Raw genomic sequence first — 20,516 nt, 5'->3', positions numbered from 1 at the left:
TGATTTGCCTAAATTAGGGTAGCTTGTGAATATCTGTATAGATGGAGCGTTTTATGAAACAAGGTAAGCACGACGCACAACTGTTAAAACTCGCCCTGGAAATTGGCGTTGGCTACGCAAAAAAACGCGGCTTTGCCGATTTTGATAAGGGAATTTCTCCCAAAGATAAAGTCGAGTGTATCTATCGACTGTTAGTTCAAGACAAATTAATCCAACCGCTGGCCGTCGATAAAGAAGATGGACCCAACATGAAGCACAAATTGATCCTCTGGATCAGCCGACAGCTTCCAGAAAACCATCCCTTAATGAATTAATAGCAAACAATATAAAAAAAGGGTTAACTAAAACCTTTGACAAGATTTGTCACTAACTCATAGCCATCCAAATAAAAAAATACCCATCACTAAGGATGGGTATTTTTATTACATCTTAAAACAGCTATTACACAGGCGATACGACGAACAGCAACTCGCCTTGTGAAACCTGTTGACCATTGCTGTTAAGAATACGCTCAATACGATATTGCTTATCTTCAGGATACAACACGGCATTTTGGCGATTAAAACCGGCAAGAGTCACCTGAGAGAACATCTTCATCGCTTCAGTCAACGCGAGCGTCTGATCTACGGTAACGATATCGCCTTCTTTAACGAAGTCGGCTTCACCTGGTGCTGGAGAGGTATAGAAGATACCAGCACCTTGTGCCAAGACTTTCAGCTCATTACTTTCGCCCACACGTAGTGACTCAGTATCGACACCGACCACTTCTACAGCCGCTTCCATTTCAGCAATCAGCTCAGGAATATCAAGCTCAGCCATGAAGCGTGGTAGATAGTTAGTATCATAAACGCCTTCGTTGAAGGTACCGTCTTTCAGGATGCGAGTTAACAATGGAATGTTAGTCGCAATACCCTTGATAACCACTTCGTTAGCTAAGTAGTCGTGAAGCTTGTTAATCACATCATCACGAGACTCACCACGGCAGATGATCTGTGCTATCAAGCTATCGTAGTAAGGTGAAACTTCTTTACCTTCACCTGCGATAGAGATCACTTCGATGTCATCACGTGCTGGCATCGCATATTCGGTGATTAAACCTGGATGTGGAACCAATTGCAGAATGCCATTGCTATCCAATGCCGCCTTCTCTGCAGTCACACGCACTTCGATTGCATAACCAATATCTTGTGGCTCGAGATCTTCAATCGAACGACCCGCTGCAATATCGAAGCCTGCGCTAACGATATCGATACCAGAAGTCGCTTCGGTCACAGGATGCTCAACCTGCAGACGAGTGTTCATCTCCATGAAGTACACTTCGTTGGCGTCTAGGTTGTAAATAAATTCAACCGTACCTGCGCCCATGTAATCGGTAGCATCACCAAGGGCACGAGTGTAGGCCATCACTTGCTGTTTAAGCTCATCAGGCAACATGGTTGAACCTGACTCTTCAACCACTTTCTGGTTGTTACGTTGAACAGAACAGTCACGTAGACCCAATACTTTGGTATTACCAAACTTATCACGTAATAACTGTACTTCGATGTGACGAAGTGAAGTCACATATTTTTCTAGGTATAGGTCACCGTTACCAAATGCCGCTGCGGCTTCGGTAGAGGTTTTTTGGAACAGAGAGATCATATCTTCTGGACGCTCAACCACTTGGATACCTTTACCGCCACCACCTTGCACCGCTTTAAGCAGTACAGGGTAACCAATTTCATTGGCTACATTCACCGCTTGTTCGGCGTTATTCAAGATACCGTGGCTACCTGGAACAACCGGCACATTTTGCGCCTGTGAAGTCTTAATCGCGTTAGACTTGTTACCCATTGTGGTCATGCTGTGTACGCTTGGGCCAACAAAGTTAACCCCGTTGTTAACACATAACGCAGCAAACTGTGGGCTTTCCGATAGGAAACCGATACCAGGATGAAGCGCATCAACATTCTCATATTCAGCCACTTTAAGAACCGAATAAGCGTTTAGGTAACTTTCATCTGAAGTATTACCACCGATACAAACCAGCTTATCGTTTTCAGTCAGCATATCTGCTGGAACTGAAGTCATATCAGGATCTGATGCAACCAATACCACATTGATGTTGTTGTCATGAGCCTTACGAATAAGTTTCACAGCAGTACAACCACGAGCGTGAACCAATACTTTCTCGATAGGCTTCATCAGTGCACGAGGATCGTCTTGAACAATTTCCTCTTCTGCCACTAACATCTCAGGCACTAAGGTCGATAATGCATTGCCAATTACGTCTTCAACTTTAATGGTTGGCTTAGGCATTAATGGGTCAATGCTGCCAAGCTGATCGTCGATTGTAGTACTAAATGGGTTGCACACTAATGCGTTCATCGCACCCGGTACTTTCGACAAGTAGTTCGATAAGGTCGAAGTAGATGGTAAGTAAGCAGGTACCACCATTTGACCCGCAAACGGCATGTTAGTCCCTGAGAAGTAGTAAGTTTGGACTAATGGATGAGTAACAAAACTCGCCTGTGCACCACCGGTACAGTCACCGAAACCGAACATCAATACTGGCAATTCGTTATCACGAATAAAGCGTGTAATACGGTCGTTAACCACAGCCATAGAGAACAGCGCCGCAGCACCTTCTTTGGTCTGCATACCACCCGAGCTGATAAAGCAGATTACAGGTAGCTTACGCTTAGCACATTCGATCAGTAGCGCACTGAATTTTTCGGCACTGGCCATATCAAACGCACCCGCTTGGAATGCCGTATTCGAAACGGCGACACCCACACGCAGCGTTTGACCATTTTGCTCGAAATCGGCCAGACCAGTGATCAAACCACAAGGGCGAATCCCCTTATCTAGCGCGTCTTCAATCGATAAACGGAAACCAGGGAAATTAAGTAGGTTAGCCGACATTTTATCGCCATTAAGCTCTTCAAATTGAGTGAAGAATTTAGCGATAACATTTTCCCAAGTCATCTTACCGGTACGTTTCTCATCACGAAGAACTTTCTGGATAAGGAGATCTTGGTAACCCATGGTTAAGCGGTTCCAGAAGTCTTTACGACGACCAATACGTACAGGGTTAATCGCACCAGTGTACTCACTGCTCTCTTCTTCGCTAGCGAAATATTCAGGCAATAGACGCTCGAAGAAATAGGTCAAGATAACGAATAAACTGTCGTTAAGCTGCGGGAAACCCACACTCTTCCACTGCTCAGTTTTAGTCAGTAGATCCGCACGGTTTGACTGTGACATAAAGTACTTCAGCCACTTGTAGAACTTGTTCTTATCGCTCGCCGTATCCTGCTTAGAGATAGCACGGTCGATAGAATCGTGAAGCAGATTATCAACCGAAGCACGTGACAGGCTCTTAGCCATCATGGCTTCTTTAGCGATAGAAGCTAAGTTACCCACAACATTGTCATAAAGTGCGTTAAAGATCAGAATGTTATAACATTGCCAAATAAAGTCTTCACGTAGTTCATCGTGAACAATCACGTCGAGTACAGTCAGCTCTTTTAGCTCAGGCCAATCGGCTTGAGTCACTTCATCCGGTAGGCTCTCAAGATATTGAATCAAGCCTTTGAAGTTATTTTCTGCGTTACTCTTCCAGCGGTGATACAGAGACCAACCAATATTGAATAACAACGCCTTACGCGCTTTCTTATAATTCTCCTTGGGCTCACCCAAGATGAAACGAGTCAGCATGTTACGCTCGGTAGAGATATCATCACGCTTGGTGGTGAAATTGCTCCACAGCTTATTTAGCTCTTCATCATAAACCAGCTTATCTGGGCTAGATAACCAAGATTGGAAAACTTTATCCTGCTCTTGCTGAATACGCGCCAATAGGTCGCCTTCAGGAATACTCACCTTTGACAGACGGCCGTATTGTTCTTGCGAAATAGAATGAATACGACTGCGCAGCGTTAAGTAACGCAGGTAACGGTATGAACTACCAAATAAGTTAAGGTGCATCGTTGGGTTGTTAGCCACGGCCAACTCTGCATGGTTCTCAAGCGCTTCAAGATTCTTCGAAGGCTCAAGGAAACGCGCCAAACTACGATCGTAGTGCTCACGTAAGTCTTTTGACTCGCGTACGAATTGCACCGCAGCACGCTCAACAGCTTCAATACTGCTAATGATGGCACGACGTAGGTTGTGCTGGCGCTCATCTTTATCAGATGGTGAGAAATCGATGATGCCATCGATACAACCAGAGGTATAAAGCTCTTCTGGTGACACACCCACAGACTTAGCACACTCTTGCCAAGACAGATTGTACTTACGTGCAATGCTCTGCAAACCTTGTGGCTGAATCGTGTTAAAAATACCGTCACGCAGTGATAATAAGATATTAGCCGCAGCCAGTGGAATCGCACCGCCAGAATAACCGGCACCAATAACGATACCTACGGTGGGTACGTCTACGTTAGCACTCTCTGCGATGGCTTTAGAGATTGTGTGAGCTTGATTTTGGCTGTTAGCCACTTCGCCCGCATCTGCGCCAGGAGTGTCAATAAGGTAAACGATTGGCATAGACAATTCGGCAAAATGACGAATTGCACTACAAGCCGCAAGGTGATGCTCTGGCATCCACGCACCGTTGTTGGTGCCACGGTCTTGGGCAATAAAACCGATACGACGTGTACGAGCACCGAAATTAAGTTCAACTTCAGCACTATAAAAAGAACCGATATGTTTCTCGGCAATCAACTTACCTTTAAGGTCAGCAATAACGCGTTTAGCGCCAGGGCGACTCTTATCCAAGGTAGGCTGAATAACTTTTGCGACATAACCGTCCACATCTAAATGCGCTAACTCTTTTAAGTTAGCCTGGATCGCGTCTTCGCTTAACAGACCATTGATCTGTACTGAAAGGCTCTGCTTACTGTGCTTAGGAAACAGAGAAAAATCTTTTGCCAAATGTTCCGCTTGAAGAAAAAGCGGATCGGCTGTTTGCACCTGAGTCATGTTTGCGGGCTGATTGTTGCTGGTCATTAAATAGATCCTCTGCTTTAGCCTCTAAAATTTTTAGCCAATAAATATAGCTTTGTTATAGGGTCAAATGCTATTAAACTGGGTTAGACGCTTTGTTCCATATTTGAGACAGTGATAAAAAAATGCCAGATTTAAACGGTATGATGCTGTTTGCAGCAGTTGTTAGAGCCAAAGGTTTCTCTCAAGCAGCACGTAATACGGGGATGCCAAAATCCACCATAAGTCGTAAAGTTGCTCAGCTTGAAGAGACCCTCGGCGTCCGTCTTTTGCAACGCGATACTCGTAATTTAAGCCTGACTCAAGTTGGTGCCCTGTTTTATCAACACTGCAATAGTATTAACGACGAAATAGAAGCAGCAAAGGCCACCATTGAAAATACCCATAACGACGTATCGGGTTCATTACGCATTGCCATTCCCGTTTCGTTTAGTCAGGAACTGATCGCCAATCTCTGCAGCAGTTTTTTACGCCTCTACCCCAATGTTGAACTTGATGTTCAATTTACCGATAACGATGTCGGACTTGTCGGTGAAGGTTACGACATTGCCATCAAATATGGTCCACTACAATCATCAGATTTAGTCGCCAAATTATTGATCGAACGACAACCTGTTTTAGTCGCCAGCCCCGCATACCTTAAAGCCAACGGTACTCCGGCTACCCCACAAGAGCTTAGTACACACAGCGGTATCTTACTAGGTACCTCGCGCTCAGCGCCTATTTGGCCTCTGGGCAAAGGGGATCGTAAGACCATGGTGAACTTTAAACGTAAAGTCAGGGTTAATAGTGCCACCATGGTAAAACAGTTGACCCTAGATGACTTTGGCATCGCGATGATCTCTTATTCGGTCTGTAAAAATGAGCTAGCCAGTGGCAGTTTAGTGCCGCTATTACAGGACTGGCCTATCGAGCCATTTAAGGTCTATGGTGTTTATTCCAGTCGTCGACAGTTGGCGACCAATATCAGCGTATTCCTCGACTTCTTTACTAAACGTTTTAGTAGCCACGAATCAATTCAATCCTTAATGATATGATCTTCAGTCTTATCCGCTAAGAATGTCTGCCCCCAACAGGGCCAATCGATGATATATAAGTCCTTTGGCTACGCAACAACAAGCGTCGCCGTCGAGCATTTTATCAAGTCATCTCAAGTCTTTATTTAGACTTAGATGTCGTGCATACTCAGTTGTTGACTATAATAACTTCAAAATAAACACTGCCCTAAGCCGTTTGGTTAATCTGCTGACGCCATATTCGGCACAAACACCAAACGTATTTTGCAAAGGAATCAAGCCATGAGTAAAACCGCCATCGCGCTCGCAATGACCACTCTTCTTAGTAGCACATGTGCATTTGCCAATCTTGACGTCGAAGAACAGCGAATTCCGACGGCAATTCAAGCAATGCCAGAAGTGGTGCAGCGTTATCAGGCCATAGTGGATGATCTTGGCGGGCAGTATCGTCAACAAAAAGATGAGCTGATCATGACCCGTATGGTGGCGCGTCAAGGCGAACGTTTGTGGCAACAAGCAGTGAGAGATGTTCAGTCAGGTGGTAAAGATGACAGATCGCTTTATTGGGGGCGTCTCGAAATGAGAAAGCTGCTCAAACAAAATAAGCCTGCATTTAATATCGCGCCATGGCAACGTGACATCCTACTTAATGCGGTAGAAAAAGCGTCACGTGGTTTTAGTAATGTACAATTCGATGACAGTAGCCAAATTCGCATCTTATTAACTGGCTTCGATCCTTTCTTCCTCGATAAACATATCGACCAGAGTAATCCTTCGGGTTTAGCCGCATTGGCACTCGATGGTTACAAATTCATGGTCAATGGTAAACAGGCACAAATTGAAACCGTGATGATTCCTGTGCGTTTTGCCGATTTCGATCAAGGCATAATTGAATCCCTACTCACACCCATTTATAGAGAAAACAGTGTTAATGGCATTTTTACCGTCAGTATGGGCCGTGATGACTTCGATCTTGAACGTTTTCCAGCACGTAATCGCAGTGCTGCTGCACCGGACAATCTAAATGTATTAACCGGGGCAAGCACCACAGCGCCAAAGCCTCCCATGTTTGACGGCAAGACTTTAAATGGCCCTGAATTTGTCGAGTTCTCTCTTCCTGTGACCGCGATGCAAAGCGTCAACGGCAAGTGGAAAATCAACGATAACCATACTGTCAGCACCTTAGCCAGAGGTGAGTTTGATGCCCAGTCGCTACTGGAATTACAAAGCACCACTTCGGTAGAAGGTTCGGGTGGTGGCTATCTCTCTAACGAAATCTCCTATCGTGCAGTATTACTTGGCAAACAATTTAATAGCTCAATTCCTGTCGGTCATATCCATACTCCGCGTATTCAAGCCTATGATGCACAGACTGAAACTGAGATTGTTGAGCAAATTACTGAGATGGTCATTGCCGCCGCATCGACCTTTTAATCTAAGCTAAAGCTACGCAATCTTAGCTAAATCGTTATATCATGGGCTCACATCGAGCTCATGATATAAACGCTAAAGCCTCACCTATGTATCGCCAACTCAAAGCTATGTTCAGCAGTCATTCTCCTCGTTCGCAAACCCGATCCTCTTCGATTGCGACAGTTCCTGCAACTGACAATCAAAGCGCCGTCATCAAACGGGTAGAGAGCTGTTACCTGCAGGCCGAACAACAACTCAATAGACGTTTTTCTCGACCAGAAGTTAACTTTAAATTACGTGGTAAAAGTGCTGGCACCGCTCATCTTCAACTCAATAAACTGCGTTTTAATGCCACCCTACTCGAAGAAAACCCGCAAGCATTTCTCGACCAAGTGGTTGCCCACGAAATTTGCCACCTGTTGGCCCACCAACTGTTTGGCCGAGTCAAACCTCACGGCAAAGAGTGGCAATCGTTAATGGTGAATATCTTTGGCTTACGTCCCGACACCACCCATAACTTAGATATCAGCTCGGTAGAAGGTAAAACCTTTACCTACTATTGCAACTGTGGCCCCGTGCATCTCACCATTCGCAGACACAACAAGATCCGCCGCCAACAAACTCAATATCGTTGCCGTCGTTGCAAACAAACCCTCACGGCAGCCTCCACAACAACTAGCCAAGCTTAAGCGTCATAAGCCCCCTTGCCTCAACTAGGCCCCATCCCGTAAAATCAACAGCGAGTTACCCATCATTGGGTTTGCAGTCTCAGGTCGCTCCATTACCAGGCCATAAGAGCCAATAGTAAAAAATCCGAGCACCTTTTTTATTTAGGGATTTATACATTGATGATTTCATTTAGTCGGTGCCGATTGGTGCTGGCGACTTTGCTTATGCTCGCGACACTGCCAAGCAGTGTTTGGGCTTCTCACCCCAGCAGTTTTAATCAAGCCAAAAAAGTCGCCCGGCTGATTTATAGTTCTCAAGTTCCCGCCACCAGCTTTTACTGCGGCTGTGATATCAAGATCAAGGGTAAACAATGGCAACCGGACTTCGAAGCCTGCGGCTTTCAAGTGCGCAAACAAGTTAAACGCGCCAACCGCATAGAGTGGGAACATATAGTACCGGCCTGGGAGTTTGGTCATCAGCGCCAGTGCTGGCAGCAAGGTGGACGCAAAAATTGCGGTAAAAGCGATCAACAATTTAAAAAGATGGAAAGCGATCTACACAACTTGGTTCCCGCCATCGGAGAAGTCAATGGCGACCGCAGTAATTACCGTTTCAGCCAGTGGAATGCGACCCCGATCCAATATGGTCAATGCGCCATGACGGTCGATTTTAAAGACCGAAAAGTAGAGCCTCCAGCCTATACTCGCGGTCAGATCGCCAGAACCTATCTGTATATGCAGCAGGCTTACGGCTTAAAAATCGCAAAAAGTCAGTTAAAACTGTTTCAAGCATGGGATAAAAGCTATCCAGTTGATACTATTGAATGCCAACGGGATAATGCCATTGCAGAGCATCAGGGCAATCACAATCCCTTCGTACAAGAGCAGTGTCAAAAGCGGACACAAGTAAAACAAGTTGCGGAGTAAAGGATGCGAGTACCGAGAATTTATCAATCCAGTGCTTTAGCACAAGGTCAAAACATCATGCTCGACAGCGAAGCTGCTGGTCATGTCGGCCGCGTACTTCGTATGTCCGCCGGCGAGCAAATCGAATTATTCAACGGTGATGGCAACAACTACTTGAGTGAGATCGTCGCCGCCAGCAAGAAAAACGTCGAAGTGACCACCATCAGCCAGAGTGCAAATCCCAGTGAGTCGCCCCTCAATTTACACCTCGGGCAGGTGATCTCCCGCGGCGATAGAATGGACTTCACCATTCAGAAATCGGTTGAGCTTGGGGTCAACACCATAACACCACTGTTTTCCGAGCGCTGCGGCGTCAAGCTCAGTGGCGAGCGTCTGGACAAAAAGATTCAGCAATGGCAAAAAATTGTCATCAGCGCCTGTGAGCAATGTGGTCGCAGTGTGGTTCCCGAAGTGCGACCTGCAATGACGCTTGAGCTCTGGTGTGCTGAAAACAGTGATGCTTTGAAACTCAACTTGCATCCCAGAGCCTCACACGGTATCAATGGCTTAGCATTAGACACTCAGCGTGTGCGGCTGCTAATCGGCCCAGAAGGTGGATTATCAGCAACCGAGATAGCCATGACAGAGCAGCATCACTTTACCGATGTGCTACTTGGCCCCCGAGTATTGCGCACCGAAACGGCGGCATTAACAACCATAAGCGCCCTACAACTTAGATTTGGCGACTTAGGCTAAATAAGTCCAAATCAAAACACAGAGATCGAATAAGGAAAACCAGATGATTAAGCTTGGCATTGTGATGGATCCCATCAGTGAGATTAACATCAAGAAAGATTCGAGTTTCGCCATGCTGTTGGCTGCTCAAGCGCGTGGCTATCAGTTGTTTTATATGGAAATGAAAGACCTAGCAATGGTCAATGGCGTGGCGATGGCAACCATGACCCCATTAACAGTGCAAGATGACCCTCTCAGTTGGTATCAGCTTGGTGAGACAAGCGATACACCTTTAGCCGATCTAGACGTTATTTTGATGCGTAAAGATCCGCCATTTGATACTGAGTTTGTTTACGCCACTTACATGCTTGAGCGCGCCGAAGAACAAGGCACCTTAATCGTCAACAAGCCTCAGAGTCTGCGCGACGCCAACGAAAAACTGTTTACCGCGTGGTTTAGCGAATTTACTCCTGAAACCCTGGTTACTCGTGATGCCACACGTATTCGTGCTTTCTATCAAGAGAAAGGTGACATTATCCTTAAGCCCCTCGATGGTATGGGTGGCAGTTCTATTTTCCGCGTTAAACCGCAAGATCCTAATCTGGGTGTGATCATCGAGACATTGACCAATCACGGTCAAGAATACGCCATGGCACAAGCCTTCATTCCCGATATCACTTCAGGCGATAAACGTATTTTAGTGGTCGATGGTGTTCCCGTACCCTATAGCTTGGCGCGTATTCCACAGAAAGGCGAAACTCGCGGTAATTTAGCCGCAGGTGGACGCGGTGTGGCGCAGCCATTGTCTGACAGCGATTGGGCAATTGCTAACGCCATTGGACCTGAACTAAAAAAACGCGGCCTCATTTTTGTCGGCCTGGACGTTATCGGCGACAAGCTCACCGAGATCAATGTCACCAGCCCAACCTGTATTAAAGAGATCCAAGCTGCCTTCGATGTGGACATCACAGGTATGCTAATGGATGCCATCGAACAGCGTATTAATTCATAGACCGGAGTCATGATGAAGCTCAATCAGCTTATCGCAACACTTACTATTGCCACGACGCTACTAGGAAGCGGCGTCGTTTATGGCGAAAACCTAATGCCAGAAAATGCCCCTAGCCGCCCCAAGAATATTGTCATCATGGTTGGCGATGGTATGGGGCCAGCCTACACCAGTGCCTATCGTTACTATCAAGATAATCCAGATACTCAAGAGATAGAACAAACCGTATTTGACCGCCTCTTAGTGGGCAACGCCAGCACCTATCCTGCGACCATTAGCGGCACAGTGACAGACTCGGCCGCTGCGGCAACGGCATTGGCCACCGGCATTAAAAGTTACAATGGTGCGATTTCGGTTGATGTGAACAAACACCCTATAGCCACCATTATGGAGCTAGCTAAAAAACGCGGCTTAAGTACAGGTGTAGCGGTAACCTCGCAAATTAACCATGCTACTCCGGCAGCCTTTCTAAGCCATAATGAGAGCCGTCGCAACTATGATGAACTCGCTCAAAGTTACCTCAATACCGATGCCGATGTTTTACTTGGTGGCGGGCAGAAATACTTTCCAGCGCCATTAATAAAACAGTTTGAAGCTAAGGGATATCAATATCTCAGCGACTTTTCTCAACTCGATAGTTTAACCCAACCAAAGGTCATCGGTTTGTTCGCCGATATACAGCTGCCATGGGCAATCAATGAGCCAGAGGCAAATCGCCTTAGCAAGATGACCCAAAAAGCATTAGAGCTACTGTCACAAAATGACAAAGGCTTTGTATTGTTAGTGGAAGGCAGCCTGATTGACTGGGCGGGTCACGACAATGACATTGCTTCGGCGATGGCTGAGATGAATGAGTTTGCTAATGCCCTCGAGGTAGTAGAGCAATACATTCGTAGCCACAACGACACACTAATGGTGGTCACAGCCGATCATAATACCGGCGGTTTATCTATCGGTAGTAATGATCAATATCGCTGGGATGGACAAGTGCTACGCAGCATTAAAAATAGCCCAGAGGTGATCGCTAAAGACGCAATAGCTATCGATGACTGGCAAGCGCTCATCGCCTCACGTCTTGGATCACAGCTAAGCCCAGAAGAACAGCAACTTCTCGCCACGGCGCGAATGCAAGGTCAGAAAGTGTTGCATCAAACCTTAAAACAAGTGATCGATACCCGTTCAAACACAGGATGGACAACCCATGGTCACACAGGAGTCGATGTGCAAGTATTTGCATCTGGCCCTGCATCAACATTGTTTTATGGCCATCAAGACAATACCGATATAGCGAATAAGCTGATCAGTCTACTGCCTAAGATCAAGGCCGTAGCCGCCAGTGAAGTTAAGCCCGCACAAACGAGTTCATCGCTACCGAGTGTGGTGAGCTTAGAGACCAGTACCATGGTAAAGGCACCTGCAATGCCTGAAGATGCAATATCTGAAAAAGCTAGGTCTGAAAAAGCTAGGTCTGAAGCAAAACCTGCCGTTGAGCCTGCGGCCTCGTCCATTGATGACAGCGTAGCCGAGCTTTTAGAAGCACCAAAGCAGCCATAAGGTTCGCTTTATTGCCAAGGCAATTTTTGAGTTCAGCTCCCCAGTTTGGCAACGCCAATCTCATGGTCAAACACTCGAAAATTGCTGCGCCCGGCTCGCTTAGCTTGATACATAGCCAGCCCCGCATATTGGATCAAGGTTTCTGCAGCTAAGGTTGGCTCATCACAATAAGCAACGCCAATACTGGTGGTCACAATTAACTTATGGCTTCCCAGTACAACGGGATATTGTAGCGATGCAAAAATACGGTGGATCAGGGTGCGCACCTCATGCTCTTCCTGCACCTGCCGTAGTAAAATTAAAAACTCATCGCCGCCTTGTCGAAATACCGTATCCACCTCACGCACACTGTTATTTAATCGAGCCGAGATAATTTTCAGCAGTTCATCCCCTTGTATATGCCCTAAGGTATCGTTGATACGTTTAAACTCATCGAGATTGAGAAATAGCAGGACGAGCTTTTCTTTGGTGACACCGATACAAGCAATGGCTTTTTGAACTTCACTAACCAGCATGGATTTGTTGGGCAATCCGGTTAGCGGATCTAACATCGCCTGTCGCTGTAGCTCCTGAGTAAACTGATCCGCATCATTTTCCAGTCCTTCCATTTTAAGGGCTAATTTATGGGTCGCCTGATGGATCAAATCAATTTCATCGGGGATAAACCCTTTCGTTTGTGGAGTATCTGCACGCACGGCATCGAAATCATGTTCAGCCAGTAGAGGCAGCAAATTGGCATGTTTGGCAAGGCGCCGTACCGGTCGCCACACCATCAACAAGATAAAACCGCTTGCCAGCAACAGCCCTAATAGCAAGGTACCCAACATCCCTTGCTGGAAGGCCTCGAGCATCAGCTGCCACTGTTCCAAGCCGACTAACACCACCATCTCAGGAGAGTTATCAGCCTTATCCAGAGGAAAAGCCCAAACTGCCCAACGGAGTTCATTGAATTCAAAGATGGTATCGGCCGAGATCACCTGCGGCCAATCGTAGTGATCCGCCATATAACGCAGCACACTATAATTACTTGGGTGATTGCTAATACTGTATAAGTTTCGTTGCCAAAATTGCTCCTGGCTCTCAGGCTGCACCCTCTTTCCCAACACGGCCAATTCGATATTGCTATCAATTGGAAAATGTCTCAGAACTTCGGATAGAGTTGATTCAAATAGAAACAGGTGCGGTTTGCTATTAACCAATGTTGGGATCAACATCTGGATAACACAACTTTCCACACAGATCACCCGAGAAGTGGATTCATAGGACGCCTCAGAAGACAATATCCAAGCCAGATCATTCTCTGTGAGCGGCTGACCGGCATGGGCTAGCTCTATGCCATCAAGACTGTAGAGACTAAACGACCTTAATCCCCAATACAGCTGAATATCAAGCCAATCTTGCTGCAACATGTTCCGATACGCTTCAGCACCTTGAGCATTATTATGATTGGCAACAAATGCCAGCTGCATTGCCGCTTGAAATGAATGCTCAATCGCCGTGTTTATTGATGAGCTCAGTCCCAAAGCCAATTGATCTCGCTGAGATTCAAGTAACACCTTTTGCTGACCCAGCAGTTGATAATAAGCAAAGCCCGCCATTAATCCACCAACGAGAGTCAAAATGGAAACAACCCCCAGCAGTAATTTCCATTTAATGCTTAAAAATTGTGGTAACAAGGCTATCGGCATGAGCTCACCACTGCAACTTGTAAGACGGTTCAACAACCAGTAACGCCCTCGGCTGTTGCTGCGCTATCGCGTTTAGATTGACCAATGGTTGTTCCCGTAAGGTATTGGTAACTTGATCATATTCGATAACGACACCTGAAAACGCTGATGTTTCCCATCTAGATTGCAATACACCTGATGGTAATAAATGAGCCGTCAAGCTCAATTGTTGACCATAAGGCTGTCGGTGAATCGATGAATTAGAAGGCAAAACTAGCACATGGAGCTTGTGACCACCTTCCTCATACGGTTGCGGCTTGTAACGGCTAAACCTTAAATGCTGTAGCAGTTGTTGAGAATCAACAGAGGGATGAATGAGAACCGGCACTGCCATAACCGGACAGCAACAGAAAATCAGTAAGAACATCCATGTCCACAAACGCTGCATTTCACCGTCCTAGTTAATTGTTTAAGCATTCCATTTGTTTAAAACCTCTTTAATTTCTAAGAGGATATACAGCTCAACAATACAGCTTAGACAAAAATGCATAAAATCACATAATAAAATAATTACTTAAGATATGTGTAGGGGATATAATTAAGCCAAATTTCCTCTCAGATATTGGTTTTCCGTGCTATCTAATCCTTCACAAATTATTTTAAGAAACAGTGAGCTTTTTGAATCAAAAAACGTTTTACTGATAAATTTTGAAAGTGACCAGTTAGCTAAGGATCTGCTAGCCAATGCCGCGAATGTGACCGCTTTAGCCTTAGACTTTAATCATTATCAACAGCTCGAATCCCAGCAATCTTCACGTTTACAAGTTCACTTTGGTCATCAACTGCCAAATGAGCAATTATTTGATTGTGTCGTGGTCTTCTATCCAAAATCTAAAAGCTTAGCTCCCTATCTAATCAATCTCGCTGCTTGCCATTTAAAACAAGCTGGCGAACTTTATATTGTCGGTGAGAATAAGGGGGGAGTTCGCTCTATTCCTAAGCAGCTTCCAGCCTATTTCGATAGTGCCACCAAACTGGATAATGCACGTCATTGCCTGCTGTTTAGCAGCGAACTTATTGCATCGGCGCCAGCCATCAAGCTGCAAGACTGGACGAGTCAATACTCACTCAACACGCCACAAGGCGACATTACCATCTGTAATTTAGTCGGTGTATTCAGTGAAAAACGTCTCGATGAAGGCACCAAGCTGTTACTCGAACACTTGCCATCGCTCCAAGGGCGAGTACTGGATTTTGGCTGTGGCGCAGGGGTTATCACTGCAGCCCTGCTCAAGGCTTGCCCACAACTTGAAGTCGAGAGTGTCGATATTAATGCCATGGCACTGGCAGCATGTGAGTTAACTCTAGCGGCTAATGGTATGCAGGCCAAAGTCTATCCTTCTGACGGACTCAACCAAGCTCAAGGCACATTCGATGCCATTATCTCTAATCCACCTTTTCATGATGGCTTAAACAGCACGACGAATATTGCGGCTCAATTTGTACAAGATAGCGCCGCAAAGCTCAAAGCTCATGGTCAATGGCGCATCGTCGCCAACCGCCACCTGCCCTACAGTGATGTGATTGCCCAATATTTTAATAGCGTCAATGTCACCGCTGAAAACAATCGTTATAAAGTTTATTCCAATCGTTAGGCTCAGATGTTGAGCTGGTAAATCACTTTTGCTGGCTCAAATATCAGTGATTTTATCTGACAATAATAGCAAAATGAGATCATCGTCTGATACAGTTCAAATTGTTCATAAATAAAGACTTCATAGGTCAAACTTTATGCTGTTATACTCGGGACACATGCACTAATAACAAAAATAAAACATCGGAATCAACCTATGCTGGCTCCAGGGCTTATACAACTTAGCAGTGACAAACGTACCGCCGAATTAAGAGTCATCCCCAACACTCACGGCGAGGTGACTTTAGATGCGATTAATGAACTGCTTGGCCTCCCTGAATTTTCATCCCTAAAACCTAAAACTCAGGTCATTGAGCAAGCCGTCACTCAAATCAATCAACTAGTGAATCAAGACGCTGGAAAATCAGAGCTGATTTATGAGATTGCCGAACAGCAAGATGGCAAAATTGAAATCCTAATCAGTGAAGATGCCATGCAAGCGGAAATGACCTTATTCGCCGCTTGGGGTGGCCACGAAATCACCCTGCCAGACATACTTAACAGTTTGAAACAACACAAGATCAAGTTAGGCCTGAGCAAGCAGAAAATCCAATCGTTATTAAAACAACTCAGCCAGCTTGAACCCGGACTAAGCTGCAGCGACATCATTGCTACAGGCAAAGCACCTATTCAAGGAAAAAATGCCAAAGTTGAACGTAAGGTGCCTCTCGCAAGGGAAAGGCTATTGCAACCCCAAGAGCGCGAAGACGGCACGGTCGATATGCGCAACTTGGGTGAAGTGATCATGGTAAAAGCCAACGATATCTTGATGGTTAAAACCCCTGCCACAGAGGGCAGCCCTGGTTACAATGTCAAAGGTGAAACCCTACTTGCTACCCCGGGTAAAGATACCAACATGCTACCGGGAACCGGAAGCCGACTGCTCGAATCTGATCCCAACGTATTAATCGCCTCGGTTGCAGGCCAGCCGGTTGAAACCCAAACGGGTATGCAGGTTGATAACGTTTTACAGATCAAAGATGTCGATATCGGTTTCGGTAATGTCGATTTCGAAGGCAGTATTTTAGTCAGCGGTGATGTCCACGAAGGCATGGTAGTAAAAAGCACAGGCGATATTACCGTCATGGGATTTGTCGACTCGGCCCAGTTAATTGCTGAGGGCGATATCACCGTCAGTAAAGGTGTGATAGGCAGACAGCTTAAAGATGATCAGCTATCGACTAAACTCCATGCCAAGGGGCAAATTTCGGCCCAATTTGTTCAATACTCAGAACTCAAGGCTGAAGGTGACATCTTAGTCACCAAACAGTTACTCCACAGTCATACTGCAACCTCAAAAACCTTAACTGTCAGTGACTCCAGCGAACGCCGTGGTGATCTGGTTGGCGGTATCGTGGAGGCGAATAAAGGGGTGAAGGCGGTGATCATAGGCGCCACAGCGGGTACCAAAACTGAAATTTATTGCGCTATGCATCAAAGTGAACTCAAAGAGTCACTCAAACATTTCGATCACCGTCTGAAACAGATGACGGTTGCCAGACTGAATATTGAAGCCAGCCTAAATAAATTGCCGCCGAAGGCTCAGTGGCAGGATGATGAGTTAATGGTGGAGCAAGTCAAAGGCATGCTCCAAGAAAAACGTCGCATTCAGGCCGATGCAGCCAAAGAAGAAGCGGAATATCGTTCAGTCGAACAAGAAATTGAGCACTATTACCGCCATTACCGTATTCAGGCCAGTAAACATATTTTTGCCAACGTCGAATTGCATATTGGCCCCGCTTTTAACCGGACTCAGCGTGAGCATGGTCCTTGTATCGTGGTAAACGAAAATCAAGAGATCCATTTCGATCACAGTAGCCGTAGCTAATATCGTCATACCTACCATTGTCTGGCGTAGTCGAGACCTCACTCTCACTACGCCATTTATTTCATCGCCTTTTATACCAATCAGTAGGGCCTTGCCTCTGAAACGCTAAATTCTCGCGAGCAATCACATCTTTATACTCATTGGTATTACAGGCATAATTTGCCACTATAACGCGACATTAATTAAGAGATATTACGTGGAACTGCTCAGAATAGACTGTTTAGGAAAAGAGCTGCGCTTAGAAGGCTCATTAGCGGGTTGGCAACAACTCTATTGGGACAATCAGTTGGTTTCGGTCAAACAAGCTTCAGCCCAAAATGATGGCCTGAGCAATCATGAATTCGAGCTAAAACAACAGTCACAAGCTACCACTGCAGAAGGTGAACCCAACACCATTAACAGCATCAAAATCACTTTAGAAGTCGATCTGCTCTGGCAACCTTTTAAACTCGACTATCGCCTGCTGACCGAAGATGAAGTGCTCGAGCAAGGCAGCCGTAACAGTAAAGATATCGAACGCCAAACGCCGGTTCAGCCCATTAAAGTCAAAAAACAACTCAGCGTCGTTGGCTTAGTATCATTGGGCTTCAAGCTGCTGAAAAGTGCCAAGATGATAAAAGTAGTACTTGCAGGTGCCAGTATTGCCGCCTACTCATGGCTATTTTCGTTTCAGTTTGCCTTAGCGCTTATCGCCTGCTTGATGTTTCACGAGTATGGTCACATTCGGGCAATGAAATATTTCGGCATGAAAACCAAAGGTATTTATCTTATCCCCTTTATGGGCGGCCTAGCGCTTAGTGATGAGAAAATTAACACCCGTTGGCAAGATGTGGTGATATCCATCATGGGACCCACCTTTGGCTTGTTTATGTCGATCGCTTCGCTGATCGCTTATTGGATCACGGGTAATATCTTCTTTGCAGGCCTTGCCACCTTTAATGCCCTACTGAATCTGTTTAACCTGTTGCCTATTCTGCCACTGGACGGTGGCCACATACTAAAAAGCATTAGCTTCTCGATGAACAGCATTATCGGCTTAATCGCTTGTATTTCTGGCGCAGCTATCGGGGTATTTATCAGTTACAGCCTTGGGCTAGCCTTATTAGGTTTTTTACTGCTGATCGGCAGTTTGGAAATAGGCTTCGAGTGGAAGGCCCGCCATCAAAGCCATCTGCTACCGCTAGACAGGTACGGCCAAGTGTTCTCGGCAATTTGGTATCTACTCACCGTTGGCGCCCTGATCGGCATCATCTGGTATTTTGCCGGAACGGGCGATGACATGCTTGGCCTGCCACTGAAAATTTTGCAGAGCTAGCATTGCTATGATGATTAAATAGAGCATCACCTAAAGCGCTAAAAGGGAAGCCATCGGCTTCCCTTATGATTTTACTAAGACTAAACCCCAAAAATGTAGTGCAACCATATATCGAGTTGCATGACTAAGGGAAGTACAGTGACACACTATATTTCAGGCATAAAAAAACCTTGCATAAGCAAGGTTCTAAAATTTGGTACAGATGGCGAGACTTGAACTCGCACGGCCGTTAAGCCACTAGCACCTGAAGCTAGCGTGTCTACCAATTCCACCACATCTGCATTGAAAATCAGCCATAAAAAAACCTGCTCTCTAAGCAGGTTTTAATCTCTGTAAAGAGAGCTTTTTGATAATGGTACCGAAGGACGGACTTGAACCGTCACTCCCGAAGGAAACGGATTTTGAATCCGTCGTGTCTACCAATTCCACCACTCCGGCATTATCAAATAGACTGTACTAAAAGGTTTGCTTTCAGCAAGTGAACGGAATTATACCTTTGCTTTAGCTAATGGCAAGTCTTTTGACGACAGCAATTTATCGAATGAGCAAAATTCAGCCTTCAAGCCACTTTCTTGCACTTTTATTGCCCCAATACCCAATGTGACCTAGCGCAGGTTTAACATTAACGATGCCAAAAATGATCATTTTGATAGCAAATTATTGTCCAAGATCAAAAACCGTTAGTTTATATCGCGCTAATTTAGACATGACATCAATATAAACATTGCGAAAGAGGATTTCTCAAATGGCATTTTGGTTAGATTTAATGTTTGGTCACCCCATAGGCTTTATGTCTATGATCGTTATTTTCGCAACCATAGGTATCATGTCATACCTCACTTGGATGTTTATATCGAAGTCAAAACCACAATAAAGGTCTCATAACTGACTTTCAACGCACTTTTCAGATACATTTTGGGGGCATTTAAGCCCCCATTTTTTATGTCAAATTCAGATTTATCTTTTAGGCCGCATGTTTACGATTGGATACCATGCTATGGACGAAATGAGGTCGCGCCTTCAGCAATAATTGCATTTGCTCTTGGTTTGGCTCTCCTACCGGCAAACGTAATACCTGACGATTAAGATAACTTCGTGCTAGCATCGCAATCTTATAATCGGCTGTAGGTCCTTGGATCGCGTAATGCTTTTGATTACCTAACGACTGCAATATATTGCTTTCGAGTAAGCTTTTTACCGCTGCTTCATTTTCTGGCAAGGTTAATACCGTCACGCCTTGTAAGAAAAACTCACGTAATAAGGCACGCTCAGTAGGGTCGAGTAGTAACACCTTTTGCTCAATCAGTTCGATGGTGCGTTTATTGCGAAGATGCCTAATAGCTTCGTCGAGACCATAATTAGCCAGTTTCATCAAAAGATAAGCGCTGCCGGCAATCAAACCCAAGCCAATATATTGTGCGTATTGAGTGACGATACCCTCTAACTGCAAGCTACTGAGCAATGTTGCTGGCGCAAAAAGTAACGCGGCACTGACCAAGGTCAACCACAAGATCGAATTGAAGATCACTTGTTTTGGCATTATGTGTTTAAACAACAAACGATTGAGCTTGTCCATCCCGATACCTAGTGTCAAAAAAACTGTATAGACACTAGCTAAAGCAAATATAGTGCCAAGCTCTGCAGTCAATAAACCGATTACCTAATACCAATCTGTATAAGGAAGTGCTCTACTCAGTGTGTTTTTTGGCAACTCATCAAGGTA

General features: G+C 45.4%; 16 protein-coding genes and 2 tRNA genes. 12 read left to right on the top strand and 6 right to left on the bottom strand.

Annotated elements, in window-relative coordinates:
- Positions 1 to 53: 53 nt before the first annotated feature.
- Entirely contained in the window at positions 54 to 314 is a 261-nt protein-coding gene (locus L1D21_RS01480) for a DUF5062 family protein (RefSeq protein WP_239843454.1), read from the top strand.
- A 127-nt stretch (positions 315 to 441) separates the two neighbouring features.
- Here the strand turns inward: L1D21_RS01480 and L1D21_RS01475 are convergent, their stop codons facing one another.
- Positions 442 to 4,992, bottom strand: a complete 4,551-nt coding sequence (locus L1D21_RS01475; protein WP_239843453.1) for a biotin carboxylase N-terminal domain-containing protein — start codon at positions 4,990 to 4,992, stop codon at positions 442 to 444.
- Positions 4,993 to 5,114: 122 nt separating this feature from the next.
- On the opposite strand from L1D21_RS01475, the gene L1D21_RS01470 reads away from it, so the two are divergent.
- The 7 genes from L1D21_RS01470 (at position 5,115) to L1D21_RS01440 (ending at position 12,290) form a co-directional block, all read left to right on the top strand.
- Positions 5,115 to 6,026: a LysR family transcriptional regulator gene (locus L1D21_RS01470; protein ID WP_239843452.1), complete on the top strand. Its 912-nt coding sequence runs from the start codon at positions 5,115 to 5,117 to the stop codon at positions 6,024 to 6,026.
- 261 nt (positions 6,027 to 6,287) lie between these two features.
- Positions 6,288 to 7,439 carry a hypothetical protein gene (locus L1D21_RS01465; RefSeq protein WP_239843451.1) on the top strand — a complete coding sequence of 384 codons (1,152 nt, stop codon included), beginning with the start codon at positions 6,288 to 6,290 and terminating at the stop codon, positions 7,437 to 7,439.
- A gap of 86 nt (positions 7,440 to 7,525) precedes the next feature.
- Positions 7,526 to 8,107 carry a SprT family zinc-dependent metalloprotease gene (locus L1D21_RS01460; protein ID WP_239843450.1) on the top strand — a complete coding sequence of 194 codons (582 nt, stop codon included), beginning with the start codon at positions 7,526 to 7,528 and terminating at the stop codon, positions 8,105 to 8,107.
- A gap of 204 nt (positions 8,108 to 8,311) precedes the next feature.
- Complete coding sequence (locus L1D21_RS01455; protein ID WP_239844165.1) at positions 8,312 to 9,013, top strand: endonuclease; 702 nt, start codon at positions 8,312 to 8,314, stop codon at positions 9,011 to 9,013.
- A 3-nt stretch (positions 9,014 to 9,016) separates the two neighbouring features.
- Entirely contained in the window at positions 9,017 to 9,748 is a 732-nt protein-coding gene (gene rsmE, locus L1D21_RS01450; RefSeq protein ID WP_239843449.1) for a 16S rRNA (uracil(1498)-N(3))-methyltransferase, read from the top strand.
- 43 nt (positions 9,749 to 9,791) lie between these two features.
- The gene (gshB, locus tag L1D21_RS01445; RefSeq protein WP_239843448.1) at positions 9,792 to 10,739 is read left to right on the top strand and encodes a glutathione synthase; all 948 of its coding nucleotides are present in this window, start codon (positions 9,792 to 9,794) and stop codon (positions 10,737 to 10,739) included.
- A 93-nt stretch (positions 10,740 to 10,832) separates the two neighbouring features.
- Positions 10,833 to 12,290 carry an alkaline phosphatase gene (locus tag L1D21_RS01440; RefSeq protein ID WP_239844164.1) on the top strand — a complete coding sequence of 486 codons (1,458 nt, stop codon included), beginning with the start codon at positions 10,833 to 10,835 and terminating at the stop codon, positions 12,288 to 12,290.
- Positions 12,291 to 12,322: 32 nt separating this feature from the next.
- On the opposite strand, the gene L1D21_RS01435 is transcribed toward L1D21_RS01440, so the two are convergent.
- Both L1D21_RS01435 and L1D21_RS01430 read right to left on the bottom strand, forming a co-directional pair.
- Positions 12,323 to 13,978, bottom strand: a complete 1,656-nt coding sequence (locus L1D21_RS01435; protein ID WP_239843447.1) for a GGDEF domain-containing protein — start codon at positions 13,976 to 13,978, stop codon at positions 12,323 to 12,325.
- Positions 13,979 to 13,982: 4 nt separating this feature from the next.
- Positions 13,983 to 14,405, bottom strand: a complete 423-nt coding sequence (locus L1D21_RS01430; protein WP_239843446.1) for a hypothetical protein — start codon at positions 14,403 to 14,405, stop codon at positions 13,983 to 13,985.
- A gap of 184 nt (positions 14,406 to 14,589) precedes the next feature.
- Between L1D21_RS01430 and L1D21_RS01425 the strand changes: the two genes are divergently transcribed.
- The 3 genes from L1D21_RS01425 to L1D21_RS01415 all read left to right on the top strand — a co-directional run bounded on the left by L1D21_RS01425 (position 14,590) and on the right by L1D21_RS01415 (position 18,793).
- Positions 14,590 to 15,612 carry a methyltransferase gene (locus L1D21_RS01425; RefSeq protein WP_239843445.1) on the top strand — a complete coding sequence of 341 codons (1,023 nt, stop codon included), beginning with the start codon at positions 14,590 to 14,592 and terminating at the stop codon, positions 15,610 to 15,612.
- 195 nt (positions 15,613 to 15,807) lie between these two features.
- Positions 15,808 to 17,478, top strand: coding sequence for a FapA family protein (locus L1D21_RS01420; protein WP_239843444.1), 1,671 nt, complete (start codon positions 15,808 to 15,810; stop codon positions 17,476 to 17,478).
- A gap of 196 nt (positions 17,479 to 17,674) precedes the next feature.
- Positions 17,675 to 18,793 carry a site-2 protease family protein gene (locus tag L1D21_RS01415; RefSeq protein ID WP_239843443.1) on the top strand — a complete coding sequence of 373 codons (1,119 nt, stop codon included), beginning with the start codon at positions 17,675 to 17,677 and terminating at the stop codon, positions 18,791 to 18,793.
- 194 nt (positions 18,794 to 18,987) lie between these two features.
- Here L1D21_RS01415 and L1D21_RS01410 read toward each other — a convergent pair.
- A tRNA-Leu gene (locus L1D21_RS01410) sits at positions 18,988 to 19,074 on the bottom strand.
- A 72-nt stretch (positions 19,075 to 19,146) separates the two neighbouring features.
- Positions 19,147 to 19,231 (bottom strand) — tRNA-Leu (locus L1D21_RS01405).
- A gap of 307 nt (positions 19,232 to 19,538) precedes the next feature.
- On the opposite strand from L1D21_RS01405, the gene L1D21_RS01400 reads away from it, so the two are divergent.
- Positions 19,539 to 19,667, top strand: a complete 129-nt coding sequence (locus L1D21_RS01400) for a DUF3149 domain-containing protein (protein ID WP_239843442.1) — start codon at positions 19,539 to 19,541, stop codon at positions 19,665 to 19,667.
- A 90-nt stretch (positions 19,668 to 19,757) separates the two neighbouring features.
- Here the strand turns inward: L1D21_RS01400 and L1D21_RS01395 are convergent, their stop codons facing one another.
- Positions 19,758 to 20,369 (bottom strand): superinfection exclusion B family protein, encoded by a 612-nt coding sequence (locus L1D21_RS01395; RefSeq protein WP_239843441.1) that lies wholly within the window; start codon positions 20,367 to 20,369, stop codon positions 19,758 to 19,760.
- Positions 20,370 to 20,516 lie beyond the last annotated feature (147 nt).

The organism is Shewanella sp. Isolate11 (genome assembly GCF_022398315.1).
In the GTDB taxonomy this organism is placed as follows: Bacteria; Pseudomonadota; Gammaproteobacteria; order Enterobacterales; family Shewanellaceae; genus Shewanella.
This window is presented reverse-complemented; position numbering and strand designations above follow the sequence as displayed.

Excerpts from the sequence above, each read along its gene's own strand:
- L1D21_RS01455 (WP_239844165.1), top strand. The coding sequence starts at position 8,312 with ATGCTCGCGACACTGCCAAGCAGTGTTTGGGCTTCTCACCCCAGCAGT.
- L1D21_RS01460 (WP_239843450.1), top strand. The coding sequence starts at position 7,526 with ATGTATCGCCAACTCAAAGCTATGTTCAGCAGTCATTCTCCTCGTTCG.
- L1D21_RS01435 (WP_239843447.1), bottom strand. The coding sequence starts at position 13,978 with ATGCCGATAGCCTTGTTACCACAATTTTTAAGCATTAAATGGAAATTA.
- L1D21_RS01465 (WP_239843451.1), top strand. The coding sequence starts at position 6,288 with ATGAGTAAAACCGCCATCGCGCTCGCAATGACCACTCTTCTTAGTAGC.
- L1D21_RS01480 (WP_239843454.1), top strand. The coding sequence starts at position 54 with ATGAAACAAGGTAAGCACGACGCACAACTGTTAAAACTCGCCCTGGAA.
- L1D21_RS01395 (WP_239843441.1), bottom strand. The coding sequence starts at position 20,369 with ATGGACAAGCTCAATCGTTTGTTGTTTAAACACATAATGCCAAAACAA.
- L1D21_RS01430 (WP_239843446.1), bottom strand. The coding sequence starts at position 14,405 with ATGCAGCGTTTGTGGACATGGATGTTCTTACTGATTTTCTGTTGCTGT.
- L1D21_RS01400 (WP_239843442.1), top strand. The coding sequence starts at position 19,539 with ATGGCATTTTGGTTAGATTTAATGTTTGGTCACCCCATAGGCTTTATG.
- rsmE (WP_239843449.1), top strand. The coding sequence starts at position 9,017 with ATGCGAGTACCGAGAATTTATCAATCCAGTGCTTTAGCACAAGGTCAA.
- gshB (WP_239843448.1), top strand. The coding sequence starts at position 9,792 with ATGATTAAGCTTGGCATTGTGATGGATCCCATCAGTGAGATTAACATC.
- L1D21_RS01475 (WP_239843453.1), bottom strand. The coding sequence starts at position 4,992 with ATGACCAGCAACAATCAGCCCGCAAACATGACTCAGGTGCAAACAGCC.
- L1D21_RS01420 (WP_239843444.1), top strand. The coding sequence starts at position 15,808 with ATGCTGGCTCCAGGGCTTATACAACTTAGCAGTGACAAACGTACCGCC.
- L1D21_RS01440 (WP_239844164.1), top strand. The coding sequence starts at position 10,833 with ATGCCAGAAAATGCCCCTAGCCGCCCCAAGAATATTGTCATCATGGTT.
- L1D21_RS01470 (WP_239843452.1), top strand. The coding sequence starts at position 5,115 with ATGCCAGATTTAAACGGTATGATGCTGTTTGCAGCAGTTGTTAGAGCC.